Annotated in this window: 10 protein-coding genes; 4 read left to right on the forward strand and 6 right to left on the reverse strand. The window is 46.5% G+C overall.

Going from position 1 to position 13,741, the window contains the following annotated elements:
• The first annotated feature begins 147 nt into the window (after nucleotides 1-147).
• Nucleotides 148-2,118, forward strand: a complete 1,971-nt coding sequence (locus tag MKHDV_RS07050; protein ID WP_160713677.1) for a mechanosensitive ion channel family protein — start codon at nucleotides 148-150, stop codon at nucleotides 2,116-2,118.
• 397 nt (nucleotides 2,119-2,515) lie between these two features.
• Here the strand turns inward: MKHDV_RS07050 and mutM are convergent, their stop codons facing one another.
• The 4 genes from mutM to MKHDV_RS07070 all read right to left on the reverse strand — a co-directional run bounded on the left by mutM (nucleotide 2,516) and on the right by MKHDV_RS07070 (nucleotide 6,978).
• Nucleotides 2,516-3,376: a bifunctional DNA-formamidopyrimidine glycosylase/DNA-(apurinic or apyrimidinic site) lyase gene (mutM, locus tag MKHDV_RS07055; protein ID WP_160713679.1), complete on the reverse strand. Its 861-nt coding sequence runs from the start codon at nucleotides 3,374-3,376 to the stop codon at nucleotides 2,516-2,518.
• Nucleotides 3,376-4,629, reverse strand: a complete 1,254-nt coding sequence (locus MKHDV_RS07060; RefSeq protein WP_160713681.1) for a ChaN family lipoprotein — start codon at nucleotides 4,627-4,629, stop codon at nucleotides 3,376-3,378. Before MKHDV_RS07060 ends, mutM begins: the two co-directional genes overlap by 1 nt.
• Nucleotides 4,620-5,885 carry a phenylacetate--CoA ligase family protein gene (locus tag MKHDV_RS07065; RefSeq protein WP_160713683.1) on the reverse strand — a complete coding sequence of 422 codons (1,266 nt, stop codon included), beginning with the start codon at nucleotides 5,883-5,885 and terminating at the stop codon, nucleotides 4,620-4,622. Before MKHDV_RS07065 ends, MKHDV_RS07060 begins: the two co-directional genes overlap by 10 nt.
• A gap of 226 nt (nucleotides 5,886-6,111) precedes the next feature.
• On the reverse strand, nucleotides 6,112-6,978 hold the full coding sequence (locus MKHDV_RS07070) for a tRNA (adenine-N1)-methyltransferase (protein WP_160713685.1): 867 nt from the start codon (nucleotides 6,976-6,978) through the stop codon (nucleotides 6,112-6,114).
• 290 nt (nucleotides 6,979-7,268) lie between these two features.
• Between MKHDV_RS07070 and MKHDV_RS07075 the strand changes: the two genes are divergently transcribed.
• Genes MKHDV_RS07075 through MKHDV_RS07085 form a run of 3 tightly spaced genes read left to right on the forward strand, consistent with a single transcriptional unit; the run spans nucleotide 7,269 to nucleotide 10,294 of the window.
• Nucleotides 7,269-8,210, forward strand: coding sequence for a radical SAM protein (locus MKHDV_RS07075; protein ID WP_254060427.1), 942 nt, complete (start codon nucleotides 7,269-7,271; stop codon nucleotides 8,208-8,210).
• Nucleotides 8,211-8,258: 48 nt separating this feature from the next.
• Nucleotides 8,259-9,728, forward strand: coding sequence for an Rne/Rng family ribonuclease (locus tag MKHDV_RS07080; RefSeq protein WP_160713689.1), 1,470 nt, complete (start codon nucleotides 8,259-8,261; stop codon nucleotides 9,726-9,728).
• A gap of 2 nt (nucleotides 9,729-9,730) precedes the next feature.
• Nucleotides 9,731-10,294 (forward strand): epoxyqueuosine reductase QueH, encoded by a 564-nt coding sequence (locus MKHDV_RS07085; protein ID WP_160713691.1) that lies wholly within the window; start codon nucleotides 9,731-9,733, stop codon nucleotides 10,292-10,294.
• A gap of 652 nt (nucleotides 10,295-10,946) precedes the next feature.
• On the opposite strand, the gene MKHDV_RS07090 is transcribed toward MKHDV_RS07085, so the two are convergent.
• Both MKHDV_RS07090 and MKHDV_RS07095 read right to left on the reverse strand, forming a co-directional pair.
• Entirely contained in the window at nucleotides 10,947-12,407 is a 1,461-nt protein-coding gene (locus tag MKHDV_RS07090) for a carbon starvation protein A (protein WP_160713693.1), read from the reverse strand.
• A 241-nt stretch (nucleotides 12,408-12,648) separates the two neighbouring features.
• Nucleotides 12,649-13,560: a LysR family transcriptional regulator gene (locus MKHDV_RS07095; RefSeq protein WP_160713695.1), complete on the reverse strand. Its 912-nt coding sequence runs from the start codon at nucleotides 13,558-13,560 to the stop codon at nucleotides 12,649-12,651.
• Between the last annotated feature and the right edge of the window lie 181 nt (nucleotides 13,561-13,741).

Here is a 13,741-nt window from a genome sequence, read left to right on the forward strand (position 1 = left end):
GTTTTGTAGCAACTCTACAAGGCTGCCCTTTCTTTGTGTGTATATAAACTTCATCCTTTCCGCAGGTTATACTGTGGCTCTCTTTTCTATGTAGTGTATTTTTAGATATTGCACAGAACATTCGAAGATGAGTAAGGAAGGAGCCATATGTCTCGTACACTTTTTTATTTCAGCCTACTCGCCGCGCTGTTAACGCTTCAGCTCACGACTACAGCGGTTGCAGAATCGACCGCATTCCAAAAGTCACGTAATAACATTACTGCCAAGACCTCTGGTCCTCTGTCGCCACCGGACACAACCAGTCCGCAGGCGACGCTTCGCAGTTTCATGGTTAATACAACCCGTGCGTACCAGCTTATGAAGCAGGCTTATGCGCTGGATATGGAATCTGACAATTTATTCACACACACTCCGCAGGTAACTGCACTGTCAGATCGCGCAATGCTCTATTTCGAAAAAGCAATCAAATGCGTTAACTTCAGCGAAATACCCGCCAGCTATCGAGCCGAATTTTCTTACGAAGCCGTAATCCAGCTTAAAGAAGTCATAGATAGAATAAAACTACCGCGCATGGGGGCAGTACCAGATAGTGACGACATGATGGAGCTCGATTACTGGCGCGTTCCGGGCACATCATTCGAAATCCAATACGTAAAAGAAGGTGACCGTTCTGGAGAATACCTTTTCAATCCGGAAAGCGTTCGCAATATAGAAGCACTCTACAATCGCGCCAAGTACCTCCCGTACATTAAAAAAACTACGGAAGGTTTTTACCGATTCTATAGTTCCACCCCTGGCAGGCTCGTGCCGCCTAAGTGGTTTTCTTACATTCCAAAACCACTTTCGGCCGAACTCTATCACGAGCAAACAATCTTTCAATGGGTCACTTTCTTCCTCAGCATTCTATTTTTCATATTCCTGAGCATCATCTCTTTCAAACTGACACGCAGAAGAAATCTAAAAAAATATCCCATCACCAACGAACTCCTACACCTCGTTCTCCCTCTGCAGCTCGTTATTTCATGCCTGTTACTCGCATACATTTTTGACGACATCATAAACCTTACAGGTCGTTTCCTCGTGCTCTCTGTGGGAGTCTTGCAAATCGTACAATGGCTCTCAGCCGCATGGGGTATACTCATTCTCGGGCGTGTCGTTGCAGAATCTATTCTAGCAACACCTAGTATAGATCCACGCGGAATTGATGCCAGTCTTGTAAATACCGTCACCAACCTTACTTGCATATTCCTCGCTGTGTGCGTTCTCTTCTACGGTGGCACAAAACTTGGCATCCCACTTATTCCTGTGGTCACAGGTTTTGGTGTCATCGGTCTTGCCATCTCTCTCGCTGCGCGTCCGACAATCGAAAACGTTATCGGCGGGCTCACCCTTTTTGCAGACAAACCCGTACGCATCGGAGATTTCTGCATGTTCGGTAAAACACGCGGCAAAGTCCTGCACATCGGGCTGCGATCAACCAGAATCCGCGCCAGTGACCGGACAATCATGTCTATCCCAAACGCTGAGTTCTCACATCTTCAGCTCATCAACCTCACACACCGCGACAAATTCAAGCTCGATCTCGACATCGGTCTTAGCTACGTAACGACTTCGACTCAGTTACGGTGGATCATAACGAAATTATACGAGATGCTTTACGCACACCCAGAAATCAGTAGAAAGCCACTCCTCTGGGTACGTTTTGTCAACTTCAATTCTTACTCGAAAGACATAAATATTCGCGCCTACATCAACACAACAAGGCTCAGTCATTTCTACAGAATTCAAGAAGATGTCCTATTTCGTATTGGTGAAATTATCGAAGAAGGTGGCGCAGCCTTTGCCTATCCAACAAGTTCAACCTATCTCCACACCGTTGATGAGGACCTCACAGAGCCATCCAATCTAGCAAACGAGTTAGAAGAGTTCTCGAACGAAACTCAGTTCCCATTCCCTGATTTCCCAGCTGACCGGATCGACCAAATAAACAACAAACTCAAATATCCGCCGGAAGCCGAAAAAGACTATTCAGGGCTTCCGCTACGAACCAATGATAAGGATACCAAGGAAGACAAAACCGCCAAGGAAGACAAGCATGGCAAGCCTTACACTGAGTAATGTTTTGGTGACTATCTCCAGTAGTAACCTTTTGTGTCTCCGACGGCTCTCCGAGGGGGAAGGGCGCTGCCCTCCACCCGCAAGGGGAACGCCCCCTTAACCGCGGTTTATTGCGACATCATCCTACTGTTTATGCCTTCACGCGGCTTAACCACCACGACCTTTCGTTGAAGCTAATAAAAAACGAAGTAGGCTGCCCATCATTCAATGGACAGCCTACTTCGTTATGGAAAGTTAGTTGTTATCGCGGCTTCCAACGTAATAGCTTTCTAAAAGTACTCGCGTATAATTGGGTCAAGGGGCAAGCCCCTTGCGGGTGCAGGGCAGAGCCCTTGCCCGTCGGAGACCTGCCGGAGGCTCGTCGAAAACAACCTAAAAGCAATACATTTACACAGTTCTACTTCTGACAAGTTTCGCAGAAGACAGTTGTGCGCCCAGCAACTTTTTCGGTCTTGAGCGGCTCACCGCAAACGCGGCAATCCTGCCCTGTGCGCCCGTAGACGAGGAAATTATTCTGGAACGATCCAGCATCACCGTGCGCATCGCGGTAATCACGGATGGATGAACCACACTCACGGATGGCTTGTTTGAGCACTTCCTTGAGCTTTACATGCAACAGCCCGAGCTTTTTCTTTGGAATCTCATTCGAAGGCGTATCGGGGCGAATGCCTGCTCGAAAAAGTGACTCATCTGCGTATATGTTGCCAATTCCAGCGATTACTTTTTGGTCGAGTAAGGCTGCTTTTATGCGGGTTCTGCGTGACTGAAACAGAGCTACGAAGGCGTCAGTCTTAATGACGAGCGGCTCTGGACCTAGCTGCTGCCAGAACTGCCAATTCAGGTAATCACATGGAGCTAGAGCACGGCAAAAACCGAATTTGCGCATGTCGTCGAAGAACAAACGGTTGCCGTTGCTCAAATCAAAAATTATTCGAGTATGCCGTGCTGGCGGAGTATTTGGCGGATAGACAAACAACCTGCCGGACATTTTTAGATGAAAAGCAAGTTGTAGAGGATATTCCGAGCGCGGGACGGGAAGTTCGTCTTCATAAATTTGCGGAATTGAAAGATCCATAAGCAACAGCTTGCCCCGCCTGTGCACGTGCGTGATCTCACGCCCAGTGATAAGACCTTCCAGCGCATCGCGCCTTCCTTCTACACTGCTGTCGTTAAGGATGGTGACTTCTTCTATGGTCTGCTCTGCCAGCATCGGCCATAGACCTGCAGCAATGGTTTCAACTTCTGGTAATTCTGGCATTATTTTCTGTGTGGGTGTTCCGGTACGGGCATTGAGATTGTGCACTCTTTGCCGTCCCTGATTACTGTAAAGACCATGTCTTTTCCCTCTTTGGCGGCTTTTACGCCTGCTCTGTGAAGGGTCATCATGGAGTCGACGTCCATTCCACTTACTTTGACGATATTGTCGCCAGCAAGAAACCCTGCTGTGTGCGCAGCAGATTTATCTTTTACATCTAAGATTGTTGCACCATCGCCTTCCATACGCAAGGTAAAGCCAAATCTGCTCTGTTTTGTAAGCGGGCAATAAAACTGTATGTGCCCTCTCTCTGCAACAATCGGCTCTCTGTTTCGCCATGGAACGATAAGCAACACTTTGGCATCTGGATCAAGCTTGGATAGGCGGTATGAAATGCCCCAACCGTGTTCTACGTGCCCTGTGCCAGTAAGAATGACTATTGGTAAATTTGTTTTCTTGCGAATGGCCATCGCCTGCTCTGCCATTCCGGTATCCCACATGGACTGAATCAGGAAAAAGCGCTTACGGTAATGAGCGAGTGATTTTTTTGCGACCTCTGCCGCTTTGGGATCATCTTTCCCCTCTGTCATCAGTTCCACATGCTTATCGTGGATTCGAGTTAAATCCTCTTCTTGCGCTTCCATGCTTGGAATATGATTTTTAGGCAGATACTTGCGCTCTTCAGGCGTAAGACTCTCCATTCCATCATCACCAATTTTTTTAGCTATCTCAAAGGGAAAATTGAGCGCATAGAGCTCTATTTTGTGTGCATAGATTTCTTCGATAATGGGTTCATAAAGCGAATACGAAAAACCCCAGGCATCTTTCCAATCAACTTTGGTTGGGAATTCAGCAAGGGAGACTTTGCCGTTATTTACGGCATCAAGCTGCGGTTGTTTTTCCTGTGCAAACATTTCCATGCCCACAGTAAAGCGCATTCCGGATTCTGCTAATGCAGCAATAATTTTTGCTTGAACAATATGATCGCAGGCGACGTTATGAGTTTCGCCAATGAGGATGTAGTCGTATGATTTTGCGGTAGCGAGGAGGTCTGAAAGAGAGGCTTTGGTTCCGTTGGCGTTAAAGAATTCGCCTTCAGCCAATTGGGGACTGGCTTGTGGGGTAACGACAAGCTTGGTGTTAGTCGCTTTAGATACGATTGGCGCAGGGGCGGCGCGGGAAAGAGGCGGTTGCGCCAAAGCGCAACCACCCATTATTACTACTACAGAAAAAAGAATTCTGTGGGCTAATCCCATATCCTTTTGTCCTCGATAGGACGAATCTGCGGAGGCAGTGAGCCAGGAGTAAGCACCTTGAGCTCCGGACGAAGTTTAATTTTTTCACGGAACTGGTGCAGCAGTTCATCCCCACGTTTGAAGTTACTTGCTTCAACGTACAGGGTCATTTCGTCAATGCCACCCGGGTTGGTAACTTCGATCTGCCAGCGCTTGATTTCCTCAAAGCGTGACATAACCTGTTCAACCTGATGTGGATAAACGAACATACCTTTAATACGAGCGGTGGTATCTACGCGGCCAACAATGGAGCCGAGACGCGGAGAGGTACGACCACATGGGCAAGGAGATCTGTCGATGTAACCGAGATCACCGGTAGCAAGACGAATAAGCGGGTAGGTTTTGTTGAATGCGGTAACAACAATTTCACCAACTTCGCCGTCTTTAAGAGGAATACCAGTGTCAGGATGACAGATTTCAACAAAAGTTCTGTTGGCAATGTGCAGGCCGGTTTTGTGGTAACATTCGTAACCAATACAACCAACGTCTGCGGTGCCGTAGCCCTGACGCATGATGAGGTCGAACTTCTTCTCAAGGGAAGCACGCATTTTCTCAGAGATACGCTCGCCAGTTACAAAAGCAACTTCGAGGTAGAGATCTTTACGCAGGTTCAAACCTTTTTCTTCTGCTTTCTGGGCAAGGTGCATCAGGTAGCTTGGAGTTCCAACATACCCGCTTACACGTAATTTTTGCATGATTTCCAACTGAGTCGCAGCATTGCCGGGACCAGCAGGAACTGTTGCACAACCAAGATTACGCAGTGGCTCTTCAAACATGAGACCAGCAGGCGCAAGATGGTAGTTGAAAGTAATCTGCGCTACGTCGCCTGGACGGAAACCAGCAGAGTAGAAACCTTCGGTGTAACCCCAGTAATCGTCTGTGCGATCTTCAGGGTCAAAAATTGGTCCAGGAGAAAGGAATACACGCTTCAATTCACCAAGGTCTTTAGTAAGAAGACCACCAAGACGCGGGCCCATGGACTGTAAGAAGATAAGTTCTTTCTTCTTAAGGATAGGAATGTGTTTAAGGTCAGAAAGAGTTTTAAACTTTTCTACCTGAAACTGGGCACGGTCAAAACGCTTTTTGACATCTTCTGAGTAGCGGTATGCGTAAGTAAGAAGGTCTTTAAGCTGGATAAGGTAAAACTGACGACGTTCGCTTTCGTCGAGCACTTCACGTCGGCTATATATGCCTTCTGTACGGTCTTTACGGGTCATGTGGGTACTCCATACAAGAAATTTTTATGCGGAACTAAACCCCGACCTTACAGTATATTTAATCGAAAATCAAGTTTTTTCTATTTTTCACTGATATTTCAGATATATACCACAGAATCTAAGAGGCGCAAGTTTTTTTCGTTTTTGCAAGATCCAAAAAAATCCCGACTCGTAACAAGTCGGGATTTTGAATCTATTTGATATGGCGCATTGCACCGGAAGAAAGCTATTCTGCTGATTCTTCCTGAGCAGCAGCAAGACGTTCTTTACGTGCTGCTTCCTGTTTACGTTCGCGTGTGCCAACGTATTTGTGACCTTCGAGTGCATCAAGGCCTTCCTGATGACGAGCAAAGATAAGGAAGCCTGTGTGAGCTACCATACGGTCACTTGGACGCAGACGGTCCGGTACTGCTTTCCAGTTACGAACGAGAAGTTCGGAAACTTCAACTTCGTCAAATGGACCTTTTTCCAGTTCTGTAAGAAGGCTGGAAACCTGATCTACTGTAGGAACGAGGAAGCCGATCATTGCGCCGGGCTTAACCGCACCTGGAATAAATCTTACGTAATCCCAAGGGTCACGAACATCGAGGAAAAGTGCATCGGCATCATCAACGAGGAAGCCGTTTTCGATGTTGTGGTTGTATAAGGTTACGTTTTTACCAACGCCTGCCCAGTCAAGGTTACGACGAGCAAGGTTCATAAATTCTTCACGGGCTTCGTGGGTGTGAATTTCACCCTTTTCGCCTGCAAACCAACTCATAGCGAGAGTAAGGCTACCGGAGCCGGAACCAGCTTCGATGATTTTAGAACCGTTACCCACACCAAGCTTCATGCAGATGTAGCCGATATCTTTTGGATAGATAACCTGTGTCTGACGCTTGACGCCTTTCACAAGATCATGCAACGAAGGGCGTTGCACACGGAATGGCTTTCCTTTATGAGAAAGAACAACGCTACCGTAACCGGCAGCCATGATGTCTTCCATTTTAAGAATGCCGTCATTGCCATGTATATCATTACCAAGTTCTACACGACGCATAACGCGTTTTCCGCGCGCGCCGACAAGCAGAACCAATTCGCCTTGCTTAATCATATTTTTTTTCCTCCGTGGTTGGAGCAACGCCCTACTTTTATATATGGAGCCTGTCAAGAGACAGCCTGTTCTTGAAAATTCAAGATTTATATACAATTCAGGCCGAGAATCGGCTCTTTTTTGATTGAAATAATAGCTGTCTTTTTGTGCCACCTGTACGTATAGTAACTAATCCTACCAGAGTGCGGAACATAATTGCCATGAAGTTTACATATATTTTTGGTCCGGTTTATTCAGGAAGACTCGGTCATTCCCTCGGTCTAGATCTCCTCGGAGAGAGGATCTGCTCTATGGACTGTCTTTACTGCGAAGTAGGCAGAACAAATGAATTGACCCTGACACGAAAGCCGTATGTTCCAGCCGAAAAATTGCTGGATGAATTACGCCACTGGCGTGATGAGCATAGCGATAATCTACCCGATTACGTAACTCTGGGAGGCTCAGGGGAACCGTGTCTCAATAGTGATTTAGACACTATAATAAAAGGCTGTAAACAGATTCTTCCTTCTGTCCCTGTAGCTGTTCTCACTAATAGTACACTCTTATGTGATCCCGAGGTGCAAGAGGCACTCATGGAAGTAGATGCCGTACTTCCTTCTTTGGACTCACTTGTAGATAAAGAATTTGCAAAATTGAATCGCCCCTGCGGGGGGGTCAAAGCCGCACACGTTGCTGAATGCCTCGTAAAATTCAGTGACACATACAACGGCAAAATTTTTCTAGAAATATTACTGTCGCAGGGCGTTAACGATTCACAAGAGAATCTTACCCTGCTCAAGGAGTATGTAACTTCGTTACAGCCTCATCGTGTTGACGTAACAACCTTATCCAGACCCGGTGCCTTTTCTTTGGCAAAAGCTGTTGACCCTGCCGTACGTAAAGTATGGCAAACCGCACTCTCTGAATGCATTACTAGATTTGATGCCAATGGCTCAGCTAACCAACAACACGCTACACAAGAAAACGCACCCCCAGCAGCTGCAACGCAGTCTGCCACTGGAAACTTTGCGGACTTGCCGGAACAAGACCGGTCAGCTGCAAAACAACGTGTCCTAGAGTCGCTCACACGCAGACCGCAGACACCTTCGCAGCTTGCAATCGCTCTCACCCTTCCTCTATCCAACGTTCAAGAATCATTGAACATACTGGAGAATGAAGGTGCTATTTACAAATCAGAGCAAGACCGCACTGCAACACTCAACACAGATGAGCCTTTCTACTCCTGCCAGTAGTCCGATTGCCCCGACAGCACTCGGAAATGATTTTTTAAAGGACTCACAATGGTCAGACCACGCAAAGGCAAGCGTAAGATGTTTATCAGCACCTTGCCGGGCGAACAGGTTGAAGTATTACTAGCCGAAGAAGGCGTAGTACAAGAGTATTATGTTGAAATGGTTCATCAACAGAAAACCAAAGGTAACATCTACAAAGGTATTATCAACAACATAGACACTAACCTTCAAGCCGCATTTATCTCATACGGCGCAGAAAAGAACGGATTTCTTCAGATTGATGAAGTGCATCCGGAATATTTCCTTTCGCCGCATGATCCAAATCGGGGTAAAAAATACCCTCCAATTCAGAAAGTTCTGAAAGCCGGACAAGAAATTCTGGTACAGGTTGTTAAAGAACCTACCGGAACCAAGGGTGCGTTTCTTACTTCGTACCTCTCCATTCCCGGCCGTTTTCTCGTTCTTACACCGGGTCGCGAACAAATTGGCGTTTCCCGTAAAGTGGACGACGAAAAAGAACGCGCACGCTTAAAAGCAATCTTTGATGAGCAGAAACCGGGTGATGATCTCGGCGTAATCGTTCGTACCGTCAGCATGGCTCAGCCTAAAACTTCCCTGCTGCGCGACTTACGATTCCTCAAAAGAATGTGGAAAGATGTACGCAAAAAAGCCACCACAGAAGAGTCTCCTTCCCTTCTTTATCGTGAACGCGATCTCGCTACCCGCGCAGTACGCGATTATCTCACAGACGAAGTAGGCGAAGTTTGGATTGATGACGAAGGCACCGCAGAGGCAGTGGAAGAGTTCGCAGGACTCGTATTCCCACGCCGCGGACTTCAGGTTCGAATCCACAACCAGCCGGAACTCTCCATGTGGGAACGCTTCAATCTGCAAAAGCAGCTTGAACAAATTTACTCCCGCGAAGTTGTATTGCCTTCCGGCGGACGTCTTGTTTTTGACCAGACAGAAGCACTCATGGCAATCGACATCAACTCCGGTAAAATTGCCGGTAAAACAAACTTCGAATCCATGGCGCTTAAAACCAACATGGAAGCAGCCGAAGACATCGCACAGCAGCTTAAACTGCGTGACATCGGTGGTCAGGTTGTTATCGACTTTATTGAAATGCGCGATCGCAACCACTGGCGCGAAGTAGAAAAAACTCTTCGTAATGCTATGAAATTCGACCGTGCTCGACACGATGTTGGCAAAATGAGCCGCTTCGGCCTGCTCCAGATCGTCCGTCAGCGCCTCGGTTCTTCTGCACTGTCCATCAGTACAGAAGTCTGTCCATGCTGTAACGGCTCCGGCTCACGTCGAAACATGGAATGGCAGGCATTACAGTCCCTCAAGGACTTACTGCGCCGCCTGCGTCACAATAAAGATGCTTTCGCTAAATTTGAAATTGAAGAAGAACGTGAACTTGCCATGTACCTGCTTAACCAAAAACGCGAACGTCTTCTCGAGCTGGAAACCACATACAAAGTTTCCATCGAGATTAAGATCGCTAAGGCATAACAATGGCTCGTGTACTTTTGCACATGTGCTGCGGCCCTTGCTCCATAACAACGATCAAGGAACTGCAAAGCGAAGGACTCGAAGTTACCGGATTCTTCTACAACCCCAACATTCACCCGACAAAAGAATATCTGCGTCGTCGTGAAGGGGCTCTCGAAGTAGCCAAGCGGTTCAACATCAAAGTCATTATGCGTGACCAAGATTATGATCCGCAAACATGGTTCCGTACCATGTGCTACCGAGAAGAAAACCGCTGCTTCCACTGCTACGCCATGCGCATGGAACGCGCGTTCTCAATAGGACGCAACGGCAACTTCGACTATGTGACCACAACCCTGCTCTATTCCAAAATGCAAAAGCATGAGGATATTAAAAAGCTCGGGGAAGATATGGCACAAGGTGGCAGCGCCAAGTTCCTCTATCGCGATTTCCGCACCGGCTGGAAGGAAGGTATTGAAACCTCCAAAGACTGGGGCGTATATCGCCAGCAGTACTGCGGCTGCCTCTACTCCGAAGGCGAACGATACGCCAAAGAGTTTAAAGACACCTGCGGACTGAAAAAGTAAATAATTAAAGAAGGCTGTTCTACAAATGTAGGACAGCCTTCTTTTGTTTTATTCAAGGAAGGCGTTTGAGATGTCTTCGACGAGCCTCCGGCAGCTGGGCTGAAACTGTTTCACTGTCTTAATCCGTAATCTCTCATTCTTCGAGCACGGCTAAAGCTTTGCAAAGTTTCCCCCAGACCCCCATCAAAACTTTTTAGTTGCGAGGTCTTTCTTTTCTTAAGTTCACCACGCGGCTTATGCTCCACTACCTTTCGTTGAACATGAAAGGGCTGTCCTACATAAGTAATCAGCCTTTTTTCTTTTTATTCGAAGAAAGTCTTTGGAATGTCTTCGACGAGCCTCCGGCGGCTGGGCTGAAAACTTTGGAAAGTTTTCCCCCAGACCCCCTTTCAAACTTTTTAGTTACGAGGTCTTTCTTTTCTTAAGGTTACCTCGCCGCTTATGCTCCATTACCTTCCGTTGAATAGAAAAGGGCTGTCCTGCATATGTAGGACAGCCCTTTTTTGGTTGTGGAAAGTTAGCGACCATCGCGACTGCCAACAAAATATGAGACTAGATGACCATCGCGTATAATCGGGGTCAAGGGGCGAGCCCCTTGCGGGAGGTGAAGGAGGGTGGAACCCTTCCTGCCCGTCGGAGACAAACTCCTACCCTATTCAATATAGCCAGGATCGTCTTCATCATTCATGCTTAGCGGCAGTGAACCTTTTTTAACCATAAACCAGACGAAACAACCAACACTGGCGGCGATACCGAACCAGCAGGAAACGTCGTACGGCAAATTGAAACCGATTTTTGCGTTTGCGAGATATGTGCTGACTACGCCTGTCATGAACACGGCAGGAATAACGGCGATCCAGTAGTTTTTGACATGCCTGACGAGATAAACTGCTGCTGTCCAGAGAACGACGGTTGCGAGTGTTGAGTTTGCAAAACCGAAGTAGCGCCAGATAACGGAGAATTCAGTTCTTGTGATGAGGAAACCTATGGCAAACAAAGGCACAGCAATAATGAGACGTTTGATGCTTTGTTTTTGAGGCATCTTAAAGAAATCTGCGATGATAAGCCGTGCAGAACGGAAGGCGGTATCACCGGAAGTAATCGGCAATACGATTACGCCAATAATGGCAAGGAACCCACCGATTGGCCCCATGAGAGTCATGGATATTTGATCAACAACGGCTGCTGGACCACCATTTGAAATAACGGCTTGGAGTGCTTCCGGAGTTTTGTAGAATGTCATACCCAAGGTTGCCCATACGAGTGCGATAAGTCCTTCACCGATCATTGCGCCGTAGAATACAGGACGTCCGCATTTTTCGTCTGGAATACAACGTGACATAAGCGGCGACTGTGTGGCGTGGAAGCCGGAGATAGCACCACAGGCAATGGTAATGAAAATAAGCGGCCAAAGCGGTAATCCTTGCGGGTTAGTGTTGGCAAGGGAAAGACCGTTTGGATAGAAATCGTAACCATCCCAGATGAGCATGAAGGTTAAACCAACTGCCATGATGATGAGAGTTACGGCAAAAAGTGGATAGAGGCGGCCAATAATTTTATCCACAGGAAGAATTGTTGCGATGAAGTAGTAAACAAAAATGAGTGCTGTCCAAGTGTATTTTGCATATGTCAGATCTTCAAAACCAAAGCCTACTTTTTTGGCTAAGAGCTCTGCAGGTCCGAGAACGAAAACAACACCGACGAGAAGCAGAAGAATGATGGAAAAAACATTCATGAACTGCTTGGCGAATGCACCAAGGTTATAGCCTACGGCATCCGGAATTGATTTACCGTCATATCGAACGGACATCATACCGGAAAAATAGTCGTGTACCCCGCCAGCAAAAATACTGCCTATGACAATCCATACAAGAGCTGTCGGGCCGTAGAGTGCGCCAAGGATAGGACCAAAAATGGGTCCAAGACCTGCGATGTTCAAAAGCTGGATAAGATATGCCTGCTTCTTGTTCATCTTAACAAAGTCTACACCGTCTTCCAGTCTACATGCTGGAGTGGCCTTACATGTATCGATACCAAAGTTGGCTTCAACCACCTTACTGTAAAAAAGATAACCCGCAATGAGCGCAGCTACTGCCAAAAAGAAATATACCATACCCTTCTCCTTAATTTGCTTTTTCTCATTAACGTATAGGAATGGGTGTACGGTGAATAAGATCGGGCATTATAGATAGTATATTATCTCTATCTATGTGTAATTGAGGATGTTTTTTCACAATCAAACTGTGGATTTTGGATACAAAAATGGGGAAAACTTGAATCTTCAAGTCTTCCCCACCTATGGAAAAATGTTCGTTCTTAAACACAAGGCAGCAATACCGCCACCTGCTGCGTTACTATTCTTCTGTTACAATCTGCGGAAGCATTTGCATAAGGTGATCCCTTACATCAAATACAAACTGGTTCAGAAGATTGGAACGATATTTCTGCCGGTTCATAACGGCATAAAGGCTGCGTTTAAGGCGTATCCCTTCGAGCTGCACAGGAAATAATTCCCCTTTTGCTAACTCGCGCTGGAAGCAGAACGGAGACATACAACTAAGCGTTCCCGGGTTTTTCAACACGGACTTAATTGCTTCCATATGTTCAAGTTCCATAAATATGTTCAAATCTTTTTTGGACTGCCCCAAGTGGTTCCACATTGTCTGGCGAGTACCGGAGCCCTGCTCACGCAGAATCCAGTCTAGATCTAACAGCTCAGACAATCTGTACTCTTGTAAGCCAGCCATATATTTGTCAGCTGTTACAACAACGAGCTCTTCTTTAAAAATTTCCTCAAACTCTGCGGAATGTGATTCATAATCACCTTCGATAAAGCCTAAGTTAATTTCACCACTCTCAACGTGCTCAACAACCTGCTCTGAGTTGTAGTTAATAACTTCAATCTGGCTCTGAGGATATTTGGTTTTGAACGTATAGAGAACTTGCGGCAGGATGTAATCCGCAAAGGTAGAGCTCGCGCCAACGCGAAGTACGCCGGCCATTCGGTCACGTTTGAACAACGTTTCTACATCACGTATCTGCTCAAACGCAGGCTCGAGACACTCCATAAGAATTTTACCATTCTCGTTGGGTACGAGTCTATTGCTGATTCGGTCGAACAATCGTTCACCCACAGTCTGCTCTAGTGCTTTAATCGCCATTGAGACAGCAGAATGAGTCAAAAAATGCTCCTGCGCTACTGCCCCGATATGTGGATTACGCATAAGCGAAAGGAATAATTCGATTTGCCTGATGGTAATATTCATAGGATCCTCTTTCAAAAAAAATGAATGAATCTTTCAATATTATAAACTTGAAATTTAATCTACTACGGTTATTGTCTCCTCACAGACGAATTCTACTATCATACTAGTACTGCCATATTTTGTACGATAGACGAATATATATGACCTACTTCCTCCTTTTTGTGAAAAATCTCCTGTACCA

Source organism: Halodesulfovibrio sp. MK-HDV (assembly GCF_009914765.1).
Taxonomy (GTDB): domain Bacteria; phylum Desulfobacterota; class Desulfovibrionia; order Desulfovibrionales; family Desulfovibrionaceae; genus Halodesulfovibrio.

Bases quoted from the DNA above. Each gene is read 5' to 3' on its own strand.
- mutM (WP_160713679.1), bottom strand. From the start codon at position 3,376: ATGCCAGAATTACCAGAAGTTGAAACCATTGCTGCAGGTCTATGGCCG.
- MKHDV_RS07050 (WP_160713677.1), top strand. From the start codon at position 148: ATGTCTCGTACACTTTTTTATTTCAGCCTACTCGCCGCGCTGTTAACG.
- MKHDV_RS07060 (WP_160713681.1), bottom strand. From the start codon at position 4,629: ATGGGATTAGCCCACAGAATTCTTTTTTCTGTAGTAGTAATAATGGGT.
- MKHDV_RS07095 (WP_160713695.1), bottom strand. From the start codon at position 13,560: ATGAATATTACCATCAGGCAAATCGAATTATTCCTTTCGCTTATGCGT.
- MKHDV_RS07070 (WP_160713685.1), bottom strand. From the start codon at position 6,978: ATGATTAAGCAAGGCGAATTGGTTCTGCTTGTCGGCGCGCGCGGAAAA.
- MKHDV_RS07090 (WP_160713693.1), bottom strand. From the start codon at position 12,407: ATGGTATATTTCTTTTTGGCAGTAGCTGCGCTCATTGCGGGTTATCTT.
- MKHDV_RS07080 (WP_160713689.1), top strand. From the start codon at position 8,259: ATGGTCAGACCACGCAAAGGCAAGCGTAAGATGTTTATCAGCACCTTG.
- MKHDV_RS07075 (WP_254060427.1), top strand. From the start codon at position 7,269: ATGGACTGTCTTTACTGCGAAGTAGGCAGAACAAATGAATTGACCCTG.
- MKHDV_RS07065 (WP_160713683.1), bottom strand. From the start codon at position 5,885: ATGACCCGTAAAGACCGTACAGAAGGCATATATAGCCGACGTGAAGTG.
- MKHDV_RS07085 (WP_160713691.1), top strand. From the start codon at position 9,731: ATGGCTCGTGTACTTTTGCACATGTGCTGCGGCCCTTGCTCCATAACA.